Genomic DNA, 24,261 nt, shown 5'->3' with positions numbered 1-24,261 from the left:
TGCTCACAGAATACACAACACAAGCATGACCTAATCTGTTCCCCGATTCCACTAAGGCAAGGCTTGCCATCGCCAAGGTCCATCGGGCGTGATGCCTGTGCCGGGGTCCTGTACTACCTAACGTAGAATATGCAGGTGCCTATCGATGAACCCTGCCTGACCATTAAAGGTCTGATCAAGGACTGCGGCCCGGTTGCTGGTCTCGACGGCAAAATGATCCGTGTGCTGGCCGGCGTCGACTTCAGTGCCCGCCGCGGATCCGTCACTGCCCTCCTTGGTGCCAACGGAGCGGGGAAGACCACCACGCTTGAATGCGCCCAGGGCCTGCAGTCCATTGACGGCGGGGAAATCCGCCTGCTCGGACAGGATCCTTACCGAGCGGATGCCCGCCTCCGGAGCCGCGTAGGCGTGATGCTCCAGGAAGGCGGACTCCCGCCGTCGGCCCGTCCCGTAGCCCTGCTTGAGCATGTGGCCCGCATGTACGAGGCACCCCGGCCGGTCGCCGAGTTGGTGGACCGCCTGGGTATCCGCAGCTTCGCCAACACCGGCATCCGGCGCCTCTCGGGCGGGCAGAAGCAGCGACTGGCCATGGCCGCGGCGCTGATCGGCCGCCCCGAGGTCCTTTTCCTGGACGAACCCAGCGCCGGCCTGGATCCCCAGTCCCGCCAGATCGTGTTCGACCTGATCTCCGAGCTGCGCGACGAGGGCCTGGGCATCATCCTCACCACCCACCTGATGGACGACGCGCAGAAGCTGGCCGACTACGTCTACATTATCGACGCCGGCAAGACCGTCGCCTCGGGCACCGTAGCCGAACTCACCTCCGCCACCGGCTCCCCCGCCGAGCAGCGGTTGCTGACGTTCGACGCGGAACCCGGGCTCGACGTCGTCGCCCTCGCCTCAGGACGGCTGCACCATCTGGAGGTGCAGGAGGCCGCACCCGGACACTACGCCGTCCGCGGGGCGCTGACGCCCCACGACCTGGCCGCACTGGCCGCGTGGTGGGCGGAACGGAACATCCTGCCTTCTTCAGTACACATGGCTTCGCGTACCCTCGAGGACGTTTTCCTCGACCTGTCCGGAAGGACCATCCGTTGAGTGCTCCCGCATCGTTGCCGGCGCGCATCCTGAACCAGGGCCGGTATGAGGCCCTGACGATGCTGCGCAACGGCGAACAGCTGATCCTCGCCGTGGTCCTGCCGCTGCTGGCCATGGTGGCCCTGGTGGTCACTCCCCTGCTGGACGGCTACGGGACCAGCCGGATCAACATGGCTGCCCCGGGCATCTTTGCGCTCTGCGCCATGTCCACCGCATTTACCGGGCAGGGCATCGCCACCGGCTTTGACCGCCGGTACGGCGTGCTCCGCTACCTGTCCACCACTCCCCTGGGCCGCACCGGCCTGATTGCCGGGAAGGTCATTGCGGTCCTGGCCGTCCTGGCCATCCAGGCGGTACTGGTCTCCGTAGCGGCGCTGCTGTTCGGCTGGCAGCCGGAGCTGAGCGGGTTGCTGCCGGCCGCCGTGCAGCTGGTGCTCGGCGCGGTGGCGTTCACTGCCCTCGGCCTCCTGGTCGCCGGCACCGTACGGCCTGAGGCCACCTTGGCCATAACCAACCTGCTGTGGATCCTGCTGGCTGCCGCCGGCGGTATCATCATCCCGGTAGGCAACCTGCCCGATGTACTGCAGCCGTTTATCGAGGTCCTCCCCTCTGCGGCCCTTGGTGACGCACTGCGCTCGGCCCTGATCGACTCGCAGTTCAACATTTCCGCCACGCTGATCCTTCTGGCGTGGACAATACTGGGCGGCCTGGGTGCTGTCCGCTGGTTCAAATGGAGTTAGAAACCGTGTCATCAACCTCGGCCGGTGTCCCCGCCCGGCAGTCCAACAGCCAGCTGCCGGTGGCCGGACGCCTTATCCGCAACCTTGCCGTGGCCTCACTGGTGGCCAACATCGTAATCGTGGTGACCGGCGGTGCCGTGCGCCTGACGGCGTCCGGGCTCGGCTGTCCGGAATGGCCGCTGTGCACGGCCGATTCCCTCGTTACGACCCCCGAGATGGGGCTGCACGGCGTCATCGAGTTCGGCAATCGGCTACTCACTTTCGTGCTGACGGCCATTGCCTTTGCGATGGTCTTCTCCGTGTGGCGCCTGCGGTCCGAACGCCGTGATCTCTGGTGGCTTTCCATTGCCCTGCTGGCCGGCGTCCCGGCGCAGGCCGTCATCGGCGGGATCACCGTCCTGACGGACCTCAACCCGTGGGTTGTGGGCCTGCACTTCCTTGCCTCCACCATCATGATCACCGTGGCCGTGGTCATGGTGAACCGCTCAAGGCTTTCCGCGATGGACCTCCAGGCACGCCATGCTCCGCTGGCGGATAAAAACCTCCGCCCCGTACTGGGTGCCATCGGCGTCCTGTCCGCGCTGACCGTGGTGCTGGGCGTTGTAGTAACCGGTTCCGGCCCGCACGCCGGCGACCACGGAGCTGCGCGTAACGGCCTGAACCCGGACCTGATCACCCGCATCCACGTGGTGCCCGTCTACCTGCTGGTCTTTGCGCTGGCCGTGGCCCTGTACCTGGTGGTCCGCAGGGCGACCGATGCCCGGGTGCGCCGGGCCGTGATGGTGCTGGGCGTCGTCGTACTGGCACAGGCAGCCATCGGCTACGTGCAGCACTTCCTGCACCTGCCCATCGCACTGGTGGCCCTGCACATGTTCGGCGCCTGCCTGCTGACGGCCGCAGCCGCCCAGGCCGTCTATATCGGCTTCAACAAGCAGGTTCCCGGCGGGGCCGCGATTGCGGTCCAGCAGGCCCGGCGGGCGCGGAAGACCCGGACCGTTCGCAGGTAACGGGCGCACTTTCCGAAGAAGGGCCGGACTCCTGACGGGGTCCGGCCCTTCTTCTGTCTCCGGGCCTGGCCGGGACCGGCATGCACGGGGCCTGGTCGTCTGCCGGCCCGGACCCTGCCCCGCCCCACCCCGACACTGGATCGGCTGAGCAGATAACGGGGCTATGCCGGGTTCTGAAGGCCGTTATCTGCTCTTTCGACGCTTCACAACGAGGTTCCGGCTGGCATAACCGCTTCCGCAGCAACAGCACACTAGGTGGTGGGAATACCCGCTCGGAACTGCACTGGCCGGGGCTGCTGCATTCAAAGGGCAGTGGATCGGCACGTCCTAACGGAGGATGCGGCACGTTCTGGGTGAACACACGCACGGACCGGCACGGGAGAGGCACGGGGTGCTGTAACGGGCGCGGAGGACGTTCCGGGTTAGGCGGCTTTAATACTCCCTGCGAGCTCTGCGAGCAGGGAGTTTCGTTGCCGCCGTTCCGGAACGCCCGAAGCGCACGGCGCCCGAAGCGCACGGCGCCCGAAGCGCACGGCGCCCGAAGCGCGTTCTGCCCCCGGAACGCCCCGGCGAACCCTGGAAACAGAGAAGCCCGGACACAACAATGGCCGGACCCCTAAGGGGATCCGGCCACCGTAAAGCGGAAAGGCTAGACCAGCGCGCCGCCCACGAACGGATCCACGGCCAGGGCCAGGAAGAGGATCGTGAGGTAGCTGATGGACAGGTGGAAGACCTTCATGGCGGACTTGTCATTGAGCTCTTCGCGCTGCGCACGGGAATGCAGCTTGTGGGCCTCGGCCACGAACCAGCCGCCGGAGAGCAGGGCGGCAACGGTGTAGACCCAGCCGGCACCGCCCACGGGAACCAGCAGCAGCGAGCAGGCGACGGTGGCGTAGGCGTACAGCACCACCTGGACGGAGACGAGCTTGGCGCCCGCAACCGCGCCGAGCATCGGCACGCTGGCGTTGCGGTAGTCCTCGCCGTACTTCATGGACAGCGGCCAGTAGTGCGGCGGCGTCCACAGGAAGATGATCATGAACAGGATGATGGCCGGCCATTCCACCTTGTCGGTGACGGCAGCCCACGCGATGAGTACGGGCATGCAGCCCGCGGCGCCGCCCCAGACAATGTTCTGGGTGGTGCGGCGCTTGAGGATCAGCGTGTAGAAGACCACGTACAGGAGGATTGCTCCGAGGCCCAGAAGGCCGGTGAGCGGGTTGGCCCCGAACCAGAGCAGGGCAATGGCGACTATGCCCAGCACCCACGCAAAGACCATGGCCTCCCGCGGGGACACCTCGCCGGTGACCAGCGGACGGTTCTTTGTCCGCTTCATCAGCTTGTCCATGTCGCGGTCGATATAGCAGTTGAAGGCACCGGCGCTTCCTGCTGCCAGTGCGCCGCCGATCATGGTGACCAGGATCAGGCCCAGGGACGGAAGTCCCTGCTCGGCGAAGATCATGGTGGGCAGGGTGGTCACGAGCAGGAGTTCGATGACACGCGGTTTGGTGAGCGCCACGTATGCCCGGACCTTGCGGCCCGCCGTCATCTTCCCCGTGTGGACCGGGGACTCGGCATGCTGGGTAGTCACGAAGCGATCACTTTATCCAATCTGGAACGAAAAAGTCCGTCCTCATCATAACCTCTATCGGCTGTAGAAATCGAAGCATGGAATACGCATGCGCCTGCACACGTGCAGGAATCGGAACAGCGCCGGCCCGAAGGCCGGGATCATGCCGCAGGGGCGGGCAGGAAGCAGCCTTAGACGATAAGGTTGGAACGGACCTTTCCCGCGGCTAATTACGCTGCGGCACGGGAAAAGCAACAAACAGCATTAAGCAGTATCCGCGGCCTCGGCTGCGGAACGCGGAACAAGTTATGCCGTGAACGCGGTATCGATTTGCGTCTGCCGTTGGTTGTAGTGGTAAAGGAACCGGACGCACCCCGTTCACGGGGGCTTCCGGGCATGTCCGGCGCTGTACGGCGCCGGTTGTCTGTAGAGAGAGGGGCCCGGTAAACGTGCCACATATGGAAGAGCAAGAACTGATCTGGACCGAGACAGACCGCAAGGCAGTGGACACCGTCCGCGTCCTGGCTGCCGACGCCGTGGAGAAGGTCGGCAACGGCCATCCCGGCACGGCCATGAGCCTGGCTCCGGCCGCCTACCTTCTGTTCCAGAAGGTCATGCGCCATGACCCGTCCGATCCGCAGTGGATTGGCCGCGACCGCTTCGTCCTCTCCCCCGGGCACACCTCCCTCACGCTCTACATCGAGCTCTTCCTTTCCGGCTACGGCCTGGAACTCGAGGACCTGCAGTCCCTGCGCACCTGGGGTTCCAAGACCCCCGGCCACCCGGAATACCGCCACACCGACGGCGTGGAAATCACCACCGGCCCGCTGGGCCAGGGCCTGGCGTCCTCGGTTGGCTTCGCGTTCGCCCAGCGCCGCCTGCGCGGCCTGCTCGACGCCGACGCCGCCGAAGGGACCAGCCCGTTCGACCACACCATCTGGGTCATTGCGTCCGACGGCGACCTGCAGGAAGGCGTTACGGCCGAGGCCTCCTCACTGGCCGGGCACCAGGAACTGGGCAACCTCGTAGTCCTGTACGACGAGAACCACATCTCCATCGAAGATGACACCGACATTGCCTTCACCGAAGACGTGCTCAAGCGCTACGAAGCCTACGGCTGGCACACCCAGCGGGTGGACTGGACCAAGACGGGCGAATACGTCGAGGACGTTCACGAGCTCTACAACGCCCTGATGGCAGCCAAGGCCGAAACGGGCCGGCCGTCCATCATCTCCCTGCGCACCATCATCGGCTGGCCCGCGCCGAACAAGCAGAACACCGGCAAGATCCACGGTTCCGCACTGGGCGCCGATGAAGTGGCCGCGCTGAAGGAAACCCTGGGCTTCGACCCGGCCAAGAACTTCGACGTTGACCCCGAGGTCCTCGAGCACGCCCGCCAGGCAGTCGCCCGCGGCGCCGAGGCGCACGAGAAGTGGAACGAAGGTTTCAAGGCCTGGGAGGAAGCCAACAACGAAGGCTCCGCACTGCTGGCCCGCCTGGAAAAGGGCGAGCTGCCGGAGGGCTGGGAGGCATCACTGCCCGTCTTCGAGGCCGGCAAGGACATGTCCACCCGCGCGGCTTCGGGCAAGGTCCTCTCCGCCATCGGCCCGGCACTGCCGGAACTGTGGGGCGGCTCCGCCGACCTCGCCGAGTCCAACAACACCACCATTGAAGGCTCCCCCTCCTTCATCCCCGCGGGGAAGCAGACCAACGCCTGGTCCGGCAACCCCTACGGCCGGGTGCTGCACTTCGGCATCCGCGAGCACGCCGCGGCATCGATCGTCAACGGCATCACGATGCACAGCAACACGCGCGCCTTCTCCGGTACGTTCCTGATCTTCAGCGACTACCAGCGTCCGGCCATCCGCCTCGGCGCACTGATGGGCGTGCCTGCCATCTACGTCTGGACCCACGATTCCATTGGCCTGGGCGAAGACGGTCCCACCCACCAGCCGGTGGAGCAGCTCGCTTCCCTGCGCGCAATCCCGGGGCTCGACGTCGTCCGTCCGGGCGACGCCAACGAGGTGGCCGTCGCGTGGCGAACCATCCTGGAGAACACCGAGAACCCGGCCGGCATTGTGCTGACGCGCCAGAACATCCCGACCTATGCGCGGGGCGCCGGCGCTGCCACCGCGACCGAGTTCGGCTCCGCCGAAGGTGCCGCCCGCGGCGGGTACGTGCTTGCCGAAGCCGTCCGCGACGGCAGCGTCGTAACGCCGGACGTCATCCTGGTCGGCACCGGTTCCGAGGTCCAGCTGGCTGTTGAAGCCCGCGAAGCACTCGCTGCCGAAGGCGTAGCCGCCCGCGTGGTATCGATGCCGAGCATCGAGTGGTTCAACAAGCAGGACAAGGAATACCGCGAGTCGGTACTGCCCAAGGACATCCGTGCCCGGGTTTCCGTCGAGGCGGGAATTGCCCTCGGCTGGCGTGAAATCGTCGGCGACGCGGGCCGCAGCGTCTCCCTGGAGCACTTCGGTGCCTCCGCCGACTACAAGACGCTGTTCCGCGAATTCGGCATCACTGCCGACGCCGTGGCCCAGGCTGCCCGGGACTCCCTCGACGCTGTCGGCGGCACCGGATCCGCCCCCGACGGCACAACCGGTGCCGCTTCCGGAGCACAGTCCACCGAGACCGGCGACCAGCAGTAATCCCCTTAGTTAAGGAGCATCAAACAATGACTTCCACTCCCACCGCCCGGCTTTCCGAAGCCGGAGTCTCCATCTGGCTCGACGACCTCTCCCGTGAACGGATTGTTTCCGGTTCCCTGAAGAAGCTCATCGATGAGCGCAACGTGGTCGGCGTGACCACGAACCCGAGCATCTTCGCTGCCGCACTGGCCAACGGCGAGTCCTACGCCGCCCAGGTGCAGCAGCTCTCGCGGTCGGGCGCCGACGTCGACAAGTCCGTCTTCGAGATCACCACCGACGACGTCATCCAGGCCTGCGATGTCTTCGCCCCCGTAGCCGAGGCCACGCACGGCGTTGACGGCCGGGTGTCCATTGAGGTTGATCCGCGCCTGTCACGCGACACGCAGGGCACCATCAATGAGGCGAAGGAACTCTTCGACAAGGTTGGCCGCTACAACGTGCTGATCAAGATCCCCGCCACCCAGGAAGGCCTGCCGGCAATCACCGCCACGCTGGCCGCGGGCATCAGCGTCAACGTGACCCTGATCTTCTCCCTCGAGCGCTACCGCGAGGTCATCAACGCGTACATGCTCGGCATTGAGCAGGCGAAGGAAAACGGGCACGACCTCTCCACCATCCACTCGGTGGCGTCCTTCTTCGTCTCACGCGTGGACGCGGAAATCGACAAGCGCCTGGACGGCATCGGCACCGACGAGGCCAAGGGCCTGAAGGGCAAGGCCGGCCTGGCCAACGCCCGCCTGGCCTACCAGGTCTTCGAAGAGCAGTTCGCCAGCGAACGCTGGCAGGTGCTGGCCGCGGCCGGTGCCAACGCCCAGCGCCCGCTCTGGGCCTCCACCGGCGTGAAGGATCCGGCTCTGCCGGACACCCTGTACGTCACCGGCCTCGTGGCGCCGAACTCGGTGAACACCATGCCGGAAAAGACGCTGGAAGCCACTGCGGACCACGGCGAAGTCACCGGTGACACCATCACCGGCACGTACGCCGAGTCCAATGCCGTCCTGGACCAGCTGGACGGCCTTGGCATCTCCTACAACGACGTTGTGGAGCAGCTGGAGACCGAAGGCCTGGATAAGTTCGTGGTCAGCTGGGGCGAACTCCTCCAGACCGTTCAGACCGCACTGGATACCGCGAAAGAGGCATAGGAAAAAATGACCACACTGTCCTTTGAAGCAGCCGGGGCGGCCAGCGTTGCCGTCGATGCCAAGGTGCCCGAACTCGTGGGGGATGAAGTTGCCTCCCGCCTCGTGGCCCAGGATCCCACCCTTTGGGGACCCGATGCCGAAGCCGAGGCGTCCATCCGCCTGGGCTGGCTCAACCCCGGAGAAAGCTCCCGGCCGCTCGTGGGACAGATTGCGGCGCTGAGGGAAGAGCTCGCCGCCGAGTCAGTGACCCGCGTGGTCCTGGCCGGCATGGGCGGCTCTTCCCTGGCACCCGAGGTCATTACCCGCACTGCGGGCGTGGACCTGACAGTCCTGGATTCCACCGACCCGGACGTCGTTGCGGCCGCCCTTGGAGACCGGCTGGCCGAAACCGTCATTGTCGTGAGCTCGAAATCGGGTTCCACGGTGGAGACGGATTCGCAGCGCCGGGTTTTCGAACAGGCCTTCACCGACGCCGGTATCGACGCCAGGTCCCGCATAGTGGTTGTCACCGACCCGGGGTCGCCGTTGGACGCGGCGGCCCGCGAGGCCGGTTACCGCGCCGTGTTCAACGCCGACCCCAACGTCGGCGGACGCTACTCCGCCCTGACGGCCTTTGGCCTGGTGCCTTCGGGCCTGGCCGGAGCCGACATTGAAACCCTGCTGGACGACGCCGAGATGACGGCGGAAATCCTGCGGGACGACGCGCCGGACAACATCGGCCTGGAACTCGGCGCAGCACTCGGCGGAACCGACCCGCTGCGCAACAAGATCGTCATTGTGGACGAAGGCTCCGGACTGGCCGGCTTCCCCGACTGGGCAGAGCAGCTGATCGCGGAATCCACCGGCAAGCTTGGCACGGGCCTGCTGCCCGTCGCCGTCGAACCCGGCGCCCCGGAGATGGTTTCGGGTGCCGGCGACGTGCTTACCGTACGGATTGTCCCCGTCGATTCCGAGGTCCTCCCCGAAGGAGACCAGGTAGTGGTTTCCGGCAGCCTGGGCAGCTCCATGATGCTCTGGGAATTCGCGACCGCGGTGGCCGGACGCCTGTTGAACATCAATCCGTTTGACCAGCCGGATGTCGAAGCTGCGAAGAAGGCGGCACGCGGCCTGCTTGACGCTACCCCGGAGCCCACGGAACCGTCCTTCATTGACGGGTCCGTCGAGGTGCGCGGGCCGGCTGACCTCCTCGGCACGGCGCACACCCTGCGGGGCGCGCTGGCAGCCCTGCTCCGGCACCTCGGCACGGACGGCTACCTCAGCGTCCAGGCCTACCTCGACCGTTTCCGGCAGGCAGAACTGGAGCAGATCCGTCCGGAGCTTGCTGCAGCCACCGGCCGTCCCGTGACCTTCGGCTGGGGTCCGCGCTTCCTGCACTCCACCGGCCAGTTCCACAAGGGCGGCCCGGCGCAGGGAGTTTACCTGCAGATCACCGGTAAGCCGGCACAGGACATCGGCATCCCGGACCGGCCCTTCACCTTCGGTGAACTCATCAGTGCGCAGGCTGCCGGTGACGCGCAGGTCCTCGCGGACCAGGGCCGCCCGGTACTGCGGCTGCACCTGTTGAACCGCGACGAAGGGGTCCGTGAAATCGAAAACGTCGTGCGGGCCCTCGCCGCAGAAGCAGGCAGTAAGTAAATGCCCGCCAAGGAAAAGACCAGGAAGGGCAACCCGCTCCGGGATCCACGGGACCGCCGGCTGAGCCGGATCGCCGGTCCGTCCTCCCTGGTGATCTTTGGCGTCACCGGAGACCTGGCCCGGAAGAAGCTCATTCCGGCGGTCTACGATCTCGCCAACCGCGGCCTGCTTCCGCCCAGCTTCTCGCTGGTGGGCTTCGGCCGCCGGCCGTGGAGCCACGAGGAATTCGCCGCCCAGGTGAAGGAAGCGGTGCAGGCGCATGCCCGGACCGATTTCAATGAGGGCGTGTGGAAGCAGCTGGCTGAGGGCATCCGGTTCGTCGAAGGCGGATTCGACAGCGACGAAGCCTTCGAGGAACTCAAGGCGACCCTCGAGGACCTTGACGAACGACGCGGAACCCGCGGGAACCACGCGTTCTACCTTTCCGTGCCGCCCAAGTCCTTTGAACAGGTCTGCCAGCAGCTTTCCGAACACGGCCTCGCCAAGACCTCCGAGGGCAAGTGGCGGCGGGTGGTCATTGAAAAGCCGTTCGGCCACGACCTCGCCTCAGCCCGGGAACTCAACAACGTGGTGGAATCGGTGTTCCCCGCCGATTCGGTCTTCCGCATCGACCACTACCTCGGCAAGGAGACGGTCCAGAACATCCTGGCGCTGCGTTTCGCGAACCAGCTGTTCGAACCGATCTGGAACGCCAACTACGTGGACCACGTGCAGATCACCATGGCCGAGGACATCGGCATCGGCGGTCGGGCGGGTTATTACGACGGCGTGGGCGCCGCCCGCGACGTGATCCAAAACCACCTGCTGCAGCTTTTGGCGCTGACCGCTATGGAGGAACCCATCTCCTTCAATGCGGACCACCTCCGCGCGGAAAAGGAGAAGGTCCTGGCTGCCGTCCGGCTGCCGGAGGACCTCTCCCGCAGTTCCGCCCGCGGCCAGTACACAGGCGGCTGGCAGGGCGGTGAGAAGGTCACCGGTTTCCTGGAGGAGGAAGGGTTCAACCCGGATTCCAAGACCGAGACCTTCGCCGCGATCCGGCTCGATATCAATACCCGCCGATGGGCCGGAGCACCGTTCTACCTGCGGGCCGGTAAACGGCTGGGCCGGCGCGTCACCGAGATCGCCGTCGTCTTCAAGCGCGCCCCCAATCTGCTGTTCCGCGAACACAACGGTGACGACTTCGGCCAGAACGCCGTCGTCATCCGTGTCCAGCCGGACGAAGGTGCCACCATCCGCTTCGGCTCCAAGGTACCGGGCACACAGATGGAGGTCCGCGACGTTTCCATGGACTTCGGCTACGGGCACTCCTTCACCGAGTCCAGCCCCGAGGCCTATGAACGGCTGATCCTGGACGTGCTGTTGGGTGAGCCTCCGCTCTTCCCCCGGCACCAGGAAGTCGAGCTGTCCTGGAAGATCGTGGATCCGTTCGAAGAATACTGGGCGTCGCTCGACACCCAGCCGGAGCCTTACGCGCCCGGTAGCTGGGGGCCGGACTCCGCCAACGAGCTGCTCGCCCAAGACGGAAGGACCTGGAGAAGGCCGTGATAGTAGAACTGCCGGACACCACCACCTCCAAGGTGTCCAAGGAAATCGTAGCCATGCGCGAAAAAGGCGGCGTGGTCACCCTCGGCCGCGTGCTGACCCTGGTGGTGGATACCCAGCCGGACTTCGTAGAGGAGGCCATCGCCGCCGCCAACGAGGCCAGCAGGGAACACCCGTGCCGCATCATCGTGCTGGCCGAGGGCAGCCCGGACGAGAAAACCCGCCTTGACGCTCAGATCCGGGTGGGCGGCGACGCCGGCGCCTCGGAAGTGATTGTGCTGTCCGGGTACGGCGAACTTACGGGGGAAAGCGAATCCCTGGTGTCCGCCCTGCTGCTGCCGGACGCGCCCATAGTGGTCTGGTGGCCGCACGGAGTTCCTTCCGATCCGGCGCAGACTCCGCTGGGCTGCATTGCCCACCGCCGGATTACCGATGCCGCCACGGAGGATGATCCGAAGAAGGCGCTGTTGGGCCTGGCGGACAGCTACGCTGCCGGGGATACCGACCTGAGCTGGACCCGGTTGACGAATTGGCGCGTCCAGCTCGCCGCTGTCCTGGACGGTGGCGGAGCGGCCCAGGTCCGGTCCGTCGTCGTCGAGGGCGCCTCGGACTCGGCCAGCACCTTCCTGCTGGCCGCCTGGCTGAAAAAGGCATTGAAAGTACCGCTGGAGATCATCGAAGGGGAAGCCGGAACCGGCATCCACAGGGTAGTGTTTAGCCGCGGCGACGGAGACGTGGAACTGGCCCGGCCGGACCAGGTCACCGCGCATCTGACCCAGCCGGGGCAGCCGGAGCAGCAGATTGCGCTGCCGCGCCGCACCCTGCGCGACTGCCTGGCGGAGGAACTGCGTCGGCTGGATCCGGACGAGGTGTTCGGAGAAGTACTTACCGAGGGGCTGGCTGCGTGCCTGTCCAAGGAAGGGGCGGACGCATGAAGCACTCCCCCAAAGGCGTCAGCATCCACCCGGATCCCCAGGCGCTCGTCTCCACAACGGCAGCGCGGCTGATCACCAAGCTCGTGGACGTCCAGAGCCGACGCGGGGAGGCCACCGTGGTGCTCACGGGCGGAACCGTGGGTATCGCGACGCTGGAGGCTGTGACGGCCAATCCGGCGCGCACAGCGGTGGACTGGACGAAGGTCAACTTCTGGTGGGGCGATGAACGGTTCCTGCCGGCCGGCGATCCGGAGCTGAACTCACTGCAGGCGCGGCAGGCGATGCTGGATCCGCTTGGCGTCCCGGCCGGCCGCATCCACGCGGTCGCTTCCGCCAATGAGGCGGAGACGGTGGAAGACGCCGCAGCCGACTATGCCCGGCAGCTGGCCGACGCCGCCGCCGCCGAACACCTGGCAACCGGGTTCGAACCTGTGGACCCGCGGCTCCCCCGCTTTGACGTCCTGCTGCTCGGGGTAGGGCCGGACGCGCATATTGCGTCCCTCTTCCCCGAAACCCCGGGCGTTCGGACCGTCGGCGCCACCACCGTAGCCGTGCGGGATGCTCCCAAGCCGCCGCCGGAGCGGATCTCGCTCACGCTGGAGAGCATCAACACGGCGTTCGAGGTGTGGCTGGGTGTCGCCGGCAATGACAAGGCCGGCGCCGTGGGCCTGGCTCTCGCCGGCGCGGGGGAAATCCAGGTCCCGGCCGCGGGTGCCCACGGCCGCACCAAGACCCGGTGGCTGATTGACCAGGCAGCGGCATCGCAGCTGTCCCAGCGGCTCTTCGACTCCGAAGACCGCGACGCCGGCGACGAGGACTAGGCCCGACCCGCTTAAAAGGAATGGCCCCCGGACTCATCCGGGGGCCATTCCTTTTAAGCTATTGCTGCGCTGCTGCCTACGCTTCGCCGGCGAAGCGCTGGATCAGCCCGAGGGCCACGATGACCAAGCCCCAGGAGAGCGCCAGCGCCACCGTGAAGCGGTTCAAGTTCTTTTCGGCAACACCGGAGGATCCGAGGCTGCTGGTCATGCCGCCGCCGAACATATCCGACATGCCGCCGCCGCGGCCCTTGTGGAGCAGGATGAGCAGCGTCAGCAGCAGGCTCGTGATCGCAAGGAGCACCAGCAGGACGATCTTCAGAATTTCCACTTACGGCCTTTCGGGTGACTCATGGATTGGAGACGCCGCTGCGGCGCCCTTCAGCTGCAGTTCAGTCAGTCACCAGATGTTGTTCGAACCTGACAATATTAGCAAATTCGCCTACATCCAAACTGGCGCCGCCTACCAGCACGCCGTCCACGTCCCGCTCCCCCAGAATGCTTGCTGCATTGGCCGCCTTCACCGAGCCGCCGTAGAGCAGGCGGGTCTTGGCAGCAACGGCATCGTCGTACAGGTCCGCGATTTCGGCACGGATAGCGGCACACATTTCCTGGGCGTCCTCGGGGCCGGCAACTTCACCGGTACCGATGGCCCAGATGGGCTCGTAGGCAATGACAAGGCGTGACACCTGCCCGGCATCCAGTCCCGCGAGGTCCCTGCGGACCTGCTCCAGGGTGTGGATCACGTGATCCCCGGCCTGCCGGACTTCGAGACCTTCGCCAACGCAGAGGATGGGCACGAGGTTGTGGCGGTAGGCAGCCTTGAGCTTTTCGTTCAGCAGCTCGTCGCTCTCGCCGTGGACGGACCGGCGTTCGCTGTGCCCCACGAGGACGTAGCTGCAGCCGAGCTTGGCGAGGAACTGGCCGGAGATGTCACCGGTGTACGCGCCGGAATCGTTGGGCGACAGGTCCTGCGCGCCGTATTCCACCTTCAGCTTGTCGCCCGCTACCAGCGTCTGCGTGCTGCGCAGGTCGGTGAACGGAGGGAACACCACAACTTCCACGCGGCCGTAATCATGCCGTGCGTCGCTCAGCGTCCACGCCAGCTTCTGCAAAAGGGTGATGCCCTGGACGTGGTCCATGTTCATCTTCCAGTTGCCGGCGATCAGGGGTGTGCGGTCGAACTTGCCGTTCGTGGAGGTGGTCATGGTTACTCCGGTTTCTTACTCGCGGTGCGCCGGCGCTGAGGCCGGGCGGGATGGGACATGCGGGTGCGGGCCCGCTGGAACAGCGGACCCGCACCGTGGGTTTTACTTGTCGAGGACGGTAAGGCCCGGAAGGGCCTTGCCTTCGAGGTATTCGAGGCTGGCGCCGCCGCCGGTGGAGATGTGCCCGAAGTCGGCTTCCGAGAAGCCCAGCTTGCGGACGGCCGCTGCTGAATCGCCGCCGCCGACGACGCTGAAGCCGCTGGAGTCCTTCAAAGCCTGGGCAACGGCACGGGTGCCGTTGGCGAAGGCTTCGAACTCGAACACGCCCATCGGGCCGTTCCAGAAGATGGTCTTGCCGTGGCGGATCCGCTCGGCGAAGGCGGCAGCCGAGTCGGGGCCGATATCCAGGCCGATGCCGGAAGCGCCGAAGCGGCTGTCCTCCATGCCCTCGGCCGGAACGGTGTCGACGTCGGCGTCCGCAGCGAACTTATCCGCCACCACAATGTCGGTGGGCAGCACAAACTCGCAGCCCACCTCCTTGGCCCGGCTCAGGTAACCCTTCACGTTTTCGATCTGGTCTGCCTCGAGCAGTGACGCGCCGACCTTGTGGCCCTGTGCTGCCAGGAAGGTAAAGACCATGCCGCCGCCCACCAGCAGATAATCGGCCCGGTCCATCAGGTTCTCGATCACTGCCAGCTTGTCGGACACCTTGGAACCGCCCAGAACCACCACATAGGGCTTCTCCGGGTTCTCGGTGAGGCGCTTGAGGACCTCGACCTCGGTGTGCACCAACCCTCCTTCGTAGGCGGGCAGCACCTCGGCAACGTCGTAAACACTGGCGTGCCTGCGGTGCACGGCACCGAAGGCATCATCCACGTAGGCTCCGTTGCCGCCGGTCAGGGCCGCCAGCTCCCCTGCCAGCGCCTGGCGTTCGGCGTCGTCCTTGGAGGTCTCGCGCGGATCGAAGCGGATGTTCTGCAGCACCAGGACGGACCCGGCGGCCAGGGAGGCTGCCAGGCTGCGGGCACTGTCGCCAACCACGTCCTCGGCGAACTCCACCGGGAAGATGGAGAGTTCGTCGAGGCGGTCGACGGCGGGACGCAGCGAGTACTTCTCGTCCGGCTTGCCCTTCGGGCGGCCGAGGTGGGCCATCACAATAACCTTGGCACCGTGCTCCACGAGGGTCTGCAGGGTGGGAATCGACGCCCGGATGCGTCCGTCGTCGGTAACCCGGCCGTCGTCGAGCGGGACGTTCAGGTCGGAGCGGACGAGGACGTACCTGCCGTCAACGCCTTCGCTGATCAGGTCGGGGAGAGTTTTGACAGTCATGTCTACCTTTGCGTACTCGGTTGATTAAAGCTTTGAGCCGACAAGCTTGGTGAGGTCCACCAGACGGCAGGAATAGCCCCACTCGTTGTCGTACCAGCCCACGACCTTCACCTGGTTCCCCATAACGCGGGTCAAGCCGGAGTCGAAGATGCACGAGGCAGGATCGGTGACGATGTCGGAAGAGACAATCGGCTCGTCCGTGTAGCGCAGGATGCCCGCCAGCGGTCCGTTGCCCGCGGTCTTGTAGACATCGTTGATCTGTTCCACCGTGGCCTCCTTGGAAACCGTCACGGTGAGGTCGGTGACCGAACCGGTGGGCACCGGCACGCGCAGCGCGAAGCCGTCCAGCTTGCCGTCGAGGGCCGGCAGGACCAGGCCGATGGCCTTGGCGGCGCCGGTGGTGGTCGGGACGATGTTAAGCGCTGCGGCACGGGCCCGGCGGAGGTCGCGGTGCGGGCCGTCCTGCAGGTTCTGGTCTGCGGTGTAGGCGTGGACGGTGGTCATCAGGCCGCGTTCAATGCCGAACGCCTCATGCAGGACCATGGCCAGCGGGCCGAGGCAGTTGGTGGTGCAGGAGGCGTTGGAGATGATGTTGTGGGACGCCGGGTCGTAGTCGCCGTCGTTGACCCCCATAACAACCGTGAGGTCGGCGCCCTTGCCCGGCGCGGAGATCAGGACCTTCTTGGCGCCGGCGTCGATGTGCTTCCTGGCGTCCTCGGCCTTGGTGAAGAATCCGGTGGACTCAATGACGATGTCCACGCCGAGATCGCGCCAGGGGAGGTTCGAGGGATCCCGCTCGGCCAGTACGCGGATGGTCTTGCCCCCGACAACGATGTTGCCCTCGCTGACTTTGACATCGGCACCCAGGCGTCCGGTGACTGAATCGTACTTGAGGAGGTGGGCGAGGGTCTCGGGGCTGGTGAGGTCATTTACCGCGACGATGTCGAGGTCGGCGTTCTGCTCCAGGGCCGCCCGGAAGTAGTTGCGGCCGATACGCCCGAATCCGTTGATTCCAACACGAGTAGTCACTGTTCTGTCTCCTTGAGTAGGGGTTCAATCGAGAGCTGCGTGACCTCATGGTAAGAAGCCACCGGACTGACTGCGGCCTGACACTTCCGCTTGGGAAACCCTTCCGGCCGCGGCGCCGTGGCCCCGTCCCGCCGGTGCCCGAAAGCACCGGGCGGGACCGGACCTACGGATTTATCTTACGCGTCACAGTCTCCGTAGGGACCGGGGCACCCGCACAAATGTGCGGCAGGGGCTCAAGACTAAGCCGGGACGATCAGGCTCTTGGCGCCGGTGCGGGCGGCGTCGAAGCGCGCGGCGACGTCGGCCCAGTTCACGATGTTCCACCATGCCTTGACGTAGTCGCCCTTAACGTTGGCGTAGTCCAGGTAGTAGGAGTGCTCCCACATGTCGAGCATCAGCAGCGGGATGGTGCCCACCGGGATGTTGCCCTGCTGGTCGTAGAGCTGCTCGATGACCAGGTTCTTGCCCAGCGGTTCGTAGGCCAGGATGGACCAGCCGGAGCCCTGGATGGAGTTGGCCACGGCAGTGAACTGGCCGCGGAAACCGTCGAAGGAACCGAAGAACTCATCGATGGCTGCTGCCAGTTCGCCTTCGGGCTTGTCGCCGCCGTCCGGGGACATGTTGTTCCAGAAGATGCTGTGGTTGGTGTGGCCGCCAAGGTGGAAGGCCAGATCCTTGGAGAGCTTGCCGATGGTGCCGAACTCGCCCTTGTCGCGTGCCTCTGCCATCTGGGCGAGGGCGGTGTTGGCGCCGGCCACGTAGGTGGCGTGGTGCTTGTCGTGGTGCAGCTCCATGATGCGTGCGGAAATATGCGGCTCAAGGGCCGCGTAGTCGTACGGCAGTTCCGGCAGTGTGTATTCGTTCACGAAAATCCTCCGTTGGTGTCGGATCAAAGTTCCGGGCGGAATTCCCGTCCGGAAACTCGTTGTGCCGCCGAAAGGCAGCAGGCTTCCATCCTATGCAATAACGCTATTCGTCCAACATTTCCGGAGTGACGCTCGACTCAGTACCCGGAATGCCCAGTTCCGCTGCCCGCTTGTCAGCCATGGCCAGCAGCCGCCGGATCCGCCCGGCAATGGCGTCCTTGGTCATGGGCGGGTCGGCCAGGTGGCCCAGCTCGTCCAGGCTGGCCTGCTTGTGGGCCACGCGCAGTTCGCCGGCGTAGCGCAGGTGCTCAGGGACGTCCTCGCCGAGGATCTCCAGGGCACGCTCCACCCGGGCGCCGGCCGCGACGGCGGCCTGCGCGGAGCGGCGGAGGTTGGCGTCGTCGAAGTTGGCAAGCCGGTTCGCCGTGGCGCGTACTTCCTTGCGCATCCGGCGCTCTTCCCACACCATGAGCGCGTCATGCGCACCCATCCGGGTGAGCAGGGCCGCGATGGTGTCGCCGTCGCGGATTACCACGCGGTCCACACCGCGCACCTCGCGTGCCTTGGCAGCGATGCCGATCCGACGGGCGGATCCAACCAGGGCCAGGGCAGCTTCAGGTCCCGGGCAGGTGACTTCAAGCGAGGAGGAGCGCCCGGGTTCGGTGAGTGAACCGTGGGCAAGGAAGGCGCCCCGCCAGACGGCCTCCGCGTCGGCCGCGGAACCGTTCACGACGACGGAGGGCAGCCCCCGCACCGGACGTCCGCGGGCATCCAGGAGGCCGGTCTGCCGGGCGAGTGATTCGCCGTCCTTGACCACCCGAACCACGTAGCGGTTGCCGCGGCGCAGTCCCCCGCCGGACACCACAATGATGTCGCTGGCGTGGCCGTAGACCTCGGCAATGGCTGCCCGCAGCCGTCGGGCAGTAGACGCGAGGTCTACCTCGGCTTCGATGACTATCCGTCCGGAAATGATGTGCAGGCCGCCGGCAAAACGCAGCATTGCCGACACCTCGGCCTTGCGGACTGAGGATTTCTTCACGTCCAGACGCGACAGTTCCTCTTTTACAGCTGCGGTTAACGCCACAAATACACTCCTAATTCTCCCCAAAAATATCGTGGAAGGCGGTCGCGAGGCGGAGCGGATCATGGATCGGACGCCCCGACGCTGCCCCCACCTTACCGAAGACCGGACGGCCGCCCATTTCTGCTACAGCGTCCTCGAAGGCCGCTTTGTCCGCCACCACCGACGGATCCACCAGCACGGCGTCCACCTTGAACTCCGGTGCGTAGCGGCGGATGACGGCCAAGTGGTCGACGGCGGTCATCCCCGACGTTTCGGTTGTCTCATTGCTGAGGTTCATGGTCAGGCAGCGTTTGGCCGATGTGGCGCACAACGCGTCCCTAAGCTGCGGCAGCATCAGGTGCGGCAGGACCGACGTGTACCAGGAGCCGGGTCCCAGGACCACCCAGTCGGCCAGGTCGATTGCTTCCAGCGCGGCCGGGCACGCCGGCGCGTCGACGGGCAGCAGCCGGACGTCGCTGACGTTGCTGCGGGCACCGGCAGCGGCGAGGCTGGCCTGGCCGCTGATGGTCTCGAACAGGTCTCCGTCGGCGGTGCGCCGAAGGACGTCGCCTTCAATGGTCAGCGGCAGGGTGGACATCGGCAGTACCTGGCCGCGGGCACCCAACAGGGCGCCGGCCCACTGGAGTCCGGCGACGGGATCCCCCAGCAGCTCCCAGAGCGTGACAATCAGCAGGTTGCCGAGGGCATGGTCGTCCAGGGAACCTTCGACACCGGGCTGGGACCGGAAGCGGTGCTGCATGACGTCGCGCCAGGTGCGCCCCCAGTCAGTGTCGTCGCAGAGCGCCGCCAGGGCCATCCGCAGGTCCCCGGGCGGAAGGACGCCCAGTTCCCGGCGGAGGCGGCCGGAGGAGCCGCCGTCGTCCGCCACCGTAACGATGGCCGTGAGGTCGGTGGTGAGCAGGCGGAGGGCCGAGAGGGAGGCGGACAGCCCGTGGCCGCCGCCGAGCGCGACGATCGATCCGCTCCCGCTCCCGCTCTCACGCCCCTTCCCCTCGGGAATCAGGGGCAGGGGTCCGGTGAGGAAGGACATTACTCGCGCCCCAGATCCCGGTGGTGGGAGCTGACCGTTACGTGCGGAAGCTGGGCCAGTCGCTTGGCCAGTTCCTCCGTGACGGCCACGGAGCGGTGCTTGCCGCCGGTGCAGCCGACGGCGATCGTGGCGTAGTGCTTGTTTTCCCGGCGGTAGCCGTCAATGACGGGCTCCAGGGCGTCCACGTAGCGGTCCAGGAACTCCGCGGTGCCCTTGGCCTGCAGGACGTAGTCGCGGACGTCTTCGTCCAGTCCGGTGTGCGGGCGCAGCTGCGGAACCCAGTGCGGGTTGGGGATGAAGCGGACATCGGCGACGTAGTTCGCGTCCACCGGCAGTCCGTATTTGAAACCGAAGCTCATCACGTTCAGGCGCAACACAATCGGGCCGGACTCCGTGAACAGCTCCGTGACGGCGGTGGCCAGTGCGTGGACATTGAGCTTGGAGGTGTCCAGGACGATGTCGGAGGACTCCCTCAGCTCCGTCAGGACCTCGCGTTCGGCGGCGATGCCGTCCAGGATGCTGCCGTCGGCCTGCAGGGGATGCGGGCGGCGTCCCTGTTCAAAGCGCCGGACCAGGGTGGAATCATCGGCGTCGAGGAACAGCAGGCGGTAGGTGACGCCGGCGGCGCGCAGGTTGCGCAGGGCTTCGCGGATGTCCTGGAAGAGTTCCTTGCTGCGGACGTCGACCACCACGGCCAGCTTCGGGATGGACTGGGGCATCCGGGAGACCAGCTCGGTGAGGGTGCCGAGCATCATCGGAGGCAGGTTCTCGACGACGTACCAGCCGTGGTCTTCCAACGCATTGGCGGCGGTACTGCGCCCGGCACCGGACATGCCCGTGACTACGAGCAGCTCCGATTCCTCCGGTTTGACTACGGTCAAGCCGTCCTCTTGCGTCATTACTGTGATCCCATCCTGATTGTCCTGCTTTTCGAAGAACTCCGAACGGTTCGAAGCCGACACGCCGGTTCCCAAGCCTAACTAAGTTTCCAGGATTTCGCCGGTGGCCATATTGACCGCCGGAACTCCCGCCGTTTCCTTGTCCGCCAGGCGGCTGCGCAGGTTGGCGGCCATGGCCGGGCCGATGCCCGGCACCTCCAGGAGTTCCTCCTCGGTCGCGGCACGCAGTTTCTTCACGGAGCCGAAGTGCTTGAGCAGCGCCTGCCGCTTGGACGGTCCCAGTCCGGGCACCTCATCGAGCAGGGACGCAGTCATGGACTTGCCCCGCTTCTGCCGGTGGAAGGTGATGGCGAAGCGGTGCGCCTCGTCCCGGACGCGCTGGAGCAGGAACAAGGCCTCGGAAGCGCGCGGGAGGATCACCGGGAAGTCACTGTCCGGAACCCAGACCTCCTCCAGGCGCTTGGCCAGTCCGACCACCTGCACATCGGTGATGCCCAGATCCGCGAGGGCCTTCGATGCCGCCGCGACCTGGGGCTGGCCGCCGTCCACCACCACCAGGTTCGGCGGGTAGGCGAACTTTGCCTTGGGCGCCGGGGTCAGGGTGTCCGTCAACGGCTGGACATCGCCGTTGCCGCCGCGCTCGTCCGGCAGGTCCACCGGGGCATCCGGATCGGCGGCGGGATCCGCGTTCTCCGCAAGGTAATTGCGGAAACGGCGGGAAATGACGTTGTACATGGAGGACGTGTCGTCCCGGGCGGCGTCGCCGGTGATCGAGAACTTGCGGTAGTCCGATTTCTTCGGCAGGCCGTCTTCGGCCACCACCATGGAGGCCACCACATTGGTGCCCTGTACATGGGAAATGTCGTAGCACTCGATGCGCAGCGGCGGCGAGGGCAGGTCCAGGGCCTCCTGCAGTTCCTGCAGGGCGGCGGAGCGGGTGGTGATGTCCCCGGCCCGGCGGCTCTTGTGCAGCCGCAGGGCATCCGCGGCATTGCGGGCAACGGTTTCCATGAGGGCCTTTTTGTCTCCGCGCATGGGCACCCGGATGTCCACCCGGGCGCCGCGCAGCCCGCCCAGCCACTCGGCCAGCTCCTCCGCGTCCGGCGGCAGCACCGGGACGAGGACCTGCCGTGGAATGCGGTCGGTCGAGTTCGCCTCGCCGTAGACCTGCTGGATCAGGTGCTCCACGAGGTCGGCGGTGTCGTTGTCCTCGACCTTTTCCACCACCCAGCCGCGCTGGCCGCGGATGCGTCCGCCGCGGACATGGAACACCTGGGCCGACGCCTCGAGTTCGTCCTCCTCCAGCGCGAATATGTCCGCGTCCGTGTCTTCGCTGAGGACCACGTTGTTGCGTTCGAAGACTTTCCGCAGGGCCGAGATGTCGTCGCGGAGCCGGGCGGCGGTTTCGTAGTCCAGTTCGGCGACGGCGGCCTGCATCTCCTTCTCGAGGCTGGAGATGAAGCGCTTGCCCTCGCCGGCCATGAAGTCGCAGAGTTCCGAGGCCAGCTCGCGGTGGTCCTCGGGGCTGATCCGTCCGACGCAGGGGGCGGAGCACTTGTCGATGTAGCCGAGCAGGCACGGCCTGCCCGTGCGCTCTGCGCGCTTGAAGACGCCGCTGCTGCAGGTCCGGACGGGGAAGACCCGGAGGAGCGTGTCCAGGGTTTCGCGGATGGCCTTGGCCGGATAGAAGGGCCCGAAGTAGCGGGTGTCCTTGCGCCGGTCCCCGCGCATGACCTGGGCCCGGGGGTACTTCTCCCCCATGGTCACGGCCAGGTAGGGGTAGGACTTGTCGTCCCGGAACATGATGTTGAACCGGGGGTTGAATTCCTTGATCCAGGTGTATTCCAGCTGCAGCGCTTCGAGCTCGGTGCCGACCACCGTCCATTCGACACCGGCCGCGGTATGCACCATGGCCCGGGTCTTGGGCATCAGACCGCGCGGGTTCGCAAAATAGGAGTTCAGGCGGGAGCGGAGGTTCTTCGCCTTGCCCACATAGATAACCCGGCCGTGCTCGTCCCGGAAGCGGTATACGCCCGGTGCCGTGGGGATCTCCCCTGTTTTCGGCCGGTAGGTTGCTGGATCTGCCACCTCTCCATCCTACGTTCGCCTTTCGCCTGCCCCGGACGGCGGCATGGGGTTTCGCGCGGCGCTGAACGGTCCGGCCCGCTTCGGGTGCCGGTACGCGTGTTTACCGGGTACGGCTACCCCTCCGGCCGGTTCCGGTTGTAGCTGTCCGAGCGCTCCTGTCCGCTGAGCTCGGCGATGGCGTCCATGACGCGGTCAGTGGCCTGGCGGCGGGCCGGCAGCGCATGCTCCGGACCGGTCTTCTGGAAGTACAGCGGCTGCCCCACCTTCAGGGCGAAGTGTCCGGGCTTGACCGTTTTCTTGCCGGCGGGCTGCAGTTTGTCGGTGTCGATGAGCCCCACGGGCACCACCGGCGCCCCGGAGGTCAGGGCCAGCCAGCCCACGCCGGTGCGTCCGCGGTAGAGCAGTCCGTCGCGTGAGCGGGTGCCTTCGGGGTAGATTCCGACGCCGCCGCCCTCCTCAAGGATGTCCAGCAGGGTCTTGAGTGCCGCAACACTGGCGGCCTGCTGGTCGCGCTGCACCGGAATGGATCCCACGCCTTCGAAGAAGCTTTTCATCGCAAGCCCCTTGAGGCCGGTCCCGGTGAAGTATTCGGCCTTGGCGAAGAAACCCACGCGGCGCGGCAGCAGGGCCTGGACCAGGACGCTGTCCAGGAAGGACTGGTGGTTGCAGGCGACGATGAACGGGCCGTGGGCGGGAACGTGCTCGAGTCCGGTGATCGTGGGCCGGCACAGACCGGCGACAAGCCCGCGGGTGCTTGCCCGGGTCAGGTTATAGAGAACCATTCAGTGCCGCTCCGTTCTGCGCATAGGCCAGCACAGCATCGGCCAGTTCTTCCGCGGTGTCAACGACGACGGCGGCCCCCGCCGCGTCGAGCTCGCCGTCGGCAGCGAAGCCCCAGGAGACTCCGATGCAGTCGATTCCGTTGGCGGCGGCGCCCTCGACGTCGTGCCGGCGGTCGCCGATCATGACGGCCCGGTCGAAGGTGCCCGCGTGCCGCTCCAGAGCGGCACGGATGATGCCGGCTTTCCCGTTGAGCGCGGCGGCGGCCTGCTCGTCGGCGGGTGAGCCGTGAACGGAAGCAAAGAGGCTGTCCATGCCCTGCACCTCCAGGAGTTCCACCGCCAAGTGCCCGGGTTTCTGGGTGGCCACGGCCACGGTGTGTTCCGTGCGCAGTTTCTCCACCAGTCCGCGGATGCCCGGGTAAGGCCGGCTCTGTGCCATGCCCGCCTCCCGGTAACCCTGCCGGTAGTGGCGGATCACCGCTTCCAGGCGGTCCCGGGGAACGCCGGCAATGTCACGCAGGGACGTCACCAGGGACGGGCCGACCATCCGGAACAGGTCCGCCTCTGACGGCTCCGGCAGCCCGCAGGCGGTGAGGGCGGAACAGATGCCGCCCGTAATGGCACCGGCCGGATCAACCAGCGTTCCATCGAGATCGAACAGCACCAAAAGCCGGGGAGAAGTCACGGGCCTAAGTTTGGCATATCGGGGCGGCCCAAGGGAAAAAGGTATGCCCGGCGGCGCATATCTCCCGGGTGCGTTTTGCCCGCGCGACGGGACCGGGCATGCCGAAGGCCGGCGCCGCCCCCTCGGGCG

Annotated in this window: 21 protein-coding genes; 9 read left to right on the top strand and 12 right to left on the bottom strand. The window is 66.3% G+C overall.

What is annotated here, in order from left to right; genetic code table 11:
* The first annotated feature begins 129 nt into the window (after positions 1-129).
* The 3 genes from N2L00_RS08220 to N2L00_RS08210 are packed head-to-tail and all read left to right on the top strand — an operon-like array spanning position 130 to position 2,845.
* On the top strand, positions 130-1,098 hold the full coding sequence (locus tag N2L00_RS08220) for an ABC transporter ATP-binding protein (protein WP_255863017.1): 969 nt from the start codon (positions 130-132) through the stop codon (positions 1,096-1,098).
* Positions 1,095-1,838, top strand: coding sequence for an ABC transporter permease (locus N2L00_RS08215; protein WP_255766183.1), 744 nt, complete (start codon positions 1,095-1,097; stop codon positions 1,836-1,838). Before N2L00_RS08220 ends, N2L00_RS08215 begins: the two co-directional genes overlap by 4 nt.
* Positions 1,839-1,843: 5 nt before the next feature.
* Entirely contained in the window at positions 1,844-2,845 is a 1,002-nt protein-coding gene (locus N2L00_RS08210; RefSeq protein WP_255766182.1) for a heme A synthase, read from the top strand.
* 649 nt (positions 2,846-3,494) lie between these two features.
* Here the strand turns inward: N2L00_RS08210 and N2L00_RS08205 are convergent.
* Positions 3,495-4,433 carry a heme o synthase gene (locus tag N2L00_RS08205; protein ID WP_255766181.1) on the bottom strand — a complete coding sequence of 313 codons (939 nt, stop codon included), beginning with the start codon at positions 4,431-4,433 and terminating at the stop codon, positions 3,495-3,497.
* A 437-nt stretch (positions 4,434-4,870) separates the two neighbouring features.
* On the opposite strand from N2L00_RS08205, the gene tkt reads away from it, so the two are divergent.
* The 6 genes from tkt to pgl are packed head-to-tail and all read left to right on the top strand — an operon-like array spanning position 4,871 to position 13,135.
* Entirely contained in the window at positions 4,871-7,060 is a 2,190-nt protein-coding gene (tkt, locus tag N2L00_RS08200; protein WP_255863018.1) for a transketolase, read from the top strand.
* A 26-nt stretch (positions 7,061-7,086) separates the two neighbouring features.
* Entirely contained in the window at positions 7,087-8,202 is a 1,116-nt protein-coding gene (gene tal / locus N2L00_RS08195; protein ID WP_255766179.1) for a transaldolase, read from the top strand.
* Between the two features lie 6 nt (positions 8,203-8,208).
* On the top strand, positions 8,209-9,837 hold the full coding sequence (locus tag N2L00_RS08190) for a glucose-6-phosphate isomerase (RefSeq protein ID WP_255863019.1): 1,629 nt from the start codon (positions 8,209-8,211) through the stop codon (positions 9,835-9,837).
* Positions 9,838-11,382, top strand: coding sequence for a glucose-6-phosphate dehydrogenase (gene zwf / locus N2L00_RS08185; protein ID WP_255766177.1), 1,545 nt, complete (start codon positions 9,838-9,840; stop codon positions 11,380-11,382). It begins immediately after the preceding gene.
* The gene (locus tag N2L00_RS08180) at positions 11,379-12,314 is read left to right on the top strand and encodes a glucose-6-phosphate dehydrogenase assembly protein OpcA (RefSeq protein ID WP_255766176.1); all 936 of its coding nucleotides are present in this window, start codon (positions 11,379-11,381) and stop codon (positions 12,312-12,314) included. Before zwf ends, N2L00_RS08180 begins: the two co-directional genes overlap by 4 nt.
* Positions 12,311-13,135, top strand: a complete 825-nt coding sequence (gene pgl, locus N2L00_RS08175) for a 6-phosphogluconolactonase (protein WP_255766175.1) — start codon at positions 12,311-12,313, stop codon at positions 13,133-13,135. Before N2L00_RS08180 ends, pgl begins: the two co-directional genes overlap by 4 nt.
* A 76-nt stretch (positions 13,136-13,211) precedes the next feature.
* On the opposite strand, the gene secG is transcribed toward pgl, so the two are convergent.
* From secG to N2L00_RS08120, 11 genes are all read right to left on the bottom strand, one after another.
* Entirely contained in the window at positions 13,212-13,463 is a 252-nt protein-coding gene (secG, locus tag N2L00_RS08170) for a preprotein translocase subunit SecG (RefSeq protein WP_255766173.1), read from the bottom strand.
* 61 nt (positions 13,464-13,524) lie between these two features.
* Complete coding sequence (gene tpiA / locus N2L00_RS08165) at positions 13,525-14,340, bottom strand: triose-phosphate isomerase (protein WP_255766172.1); 816 nt, start codon at positions 14,338-14,340, stop codon at positions 13,525-13,527.
* Between the two features lie 102 nt (positions 14,341-14,442).
* Positions 14,443-15,669 carry a phosphoglycerate kinase gene (locus tag N2L00_RS08160; RefSeq protein WP_255766171.1) on the bottom strand — a complete coding sequence of 409 codons (1,227 nt, stop codon included), beginning with the start codon at positions 15,667-15,669 and terminating at the stop codon, positions 14,443-14,445.
* A 24-nt stretch (positions 15,670-15,693) separates the two neighbouring features.
* Complete coding sequence (gap, locus tag N2L00_RS08155) at positions 15,694-16,698, bottom strand: type I glyceraldehyde-3-phosphate dehydrogenase (protein WP_255766170.1); 1,005 nt, start codon at positions 16,696-16,698, stop codon at positions 15,694-15,696.
* A 239-nt stretch (positions 16,699-16,937) separates the two neighbouring features.
* Positions 16,938-17,564: a superoxide dismutase gene (locus N2L00_RS08150; protein ID WP_255766169.1), complete on the bottom strand. Its 627-nt coding sequence runs from the start codon at positions 17,562-17,564 to the stop codon at positions 16,938-16,940.
* 103 nt (positions 17,565-17,667) lie between these two features.
* On the bottom strand, positions 17,668-18,648 hold the full coding sequence (whiA, locus tag N2L00_RS08145) for a DNA-binding protein WhiA (protein ID WP_227921727.1): 981 nt from the start codon (positions 18,646-18,648) through the stop codon (positions 17,668-17,670).
* 10 nt (positions 18,649-18,658) lie between these two features.
* Entirely contained in the window at positions 18,659-19,678 is a 1,020-nt protein-coding gene (gene yvcK, locus N2L00_RS08140; protein WP_255766168.1) for a uridine diphosphate-N-acetylglucosamine-binding protein YvcK, read from the bottom strand.
* On the bottom strand, positions 19,678-20,577 hold the full coding sequence (rapZ, locus tag N2L00_RS08135) for an RNase adapter RapZ (RefSeq protein WP_227933489.1): 900 nt from the start codon (positions 20,575-20,577) through the stop codon (positions 19,678-19,680). Before rapZ ends, yvcK begins: the two co-directional genes overlap by 1 nt.
* A gap of 81 nt (positions 20,578-20,658) precedes the next feature.
* Complete coding sequence (gene uvrC, locus N2L00_RS08130; protein ID WP_255766167.1) at positions 20,659-22,665, bottom strand: excinuclease ABC subunit UvrC; 2,007 nt, start codon at positions 22,663-22,665, stop codon at positions 20,659-20,661.
* Positions 22,666-22,778: 113 nt separating this feature from the next.
* Positions 22,779-23,447 carry a 1-acyl-sn-glycerol-3-phosphate acyltransferase gene (locus N2L00_RS08125; protein WP_255766166.1) on the bottom strand — a complete coding sequence of 223 codons (669 nt, stop codon included), beginning with the start codon at positions 23,445-23,447 and terminating at the stop codon, positions 22,779-22,781.
* On the bottom strand, positions 23,434-24,132 hold the full coding sequence (locus tag N2L00_RS08120; RefSeq protein WP_255766165.1) for an HAD hydrolase-like protein: 699 nt from the start codon (positions 24,130-24,132) through the stop codon (positions 23,434-23,436). The genes N2L00_RS08125 and N2L00_RS08120 overlap by 14 nt, the downstream gene beginning before the upstream one ends.
* Positions 24,133-24,261 lie beyond the last annotated feature (129 nt).

Source organism: Arthrobacter sp. zg-Y1171 (genome assembly GCF_025244845.1).
Classification (GTDB): domain Bacteria; phylum Actinomycetota; class Actinomycetes; order Actinomycetales; family Micrococcaceae; genus Arthrobacter_B.
The sequence above is the reverse complement of the archived record's forward strand: the minus strand, read 5'-3'. Positions and strand labels throughout refer to the sequence as shown.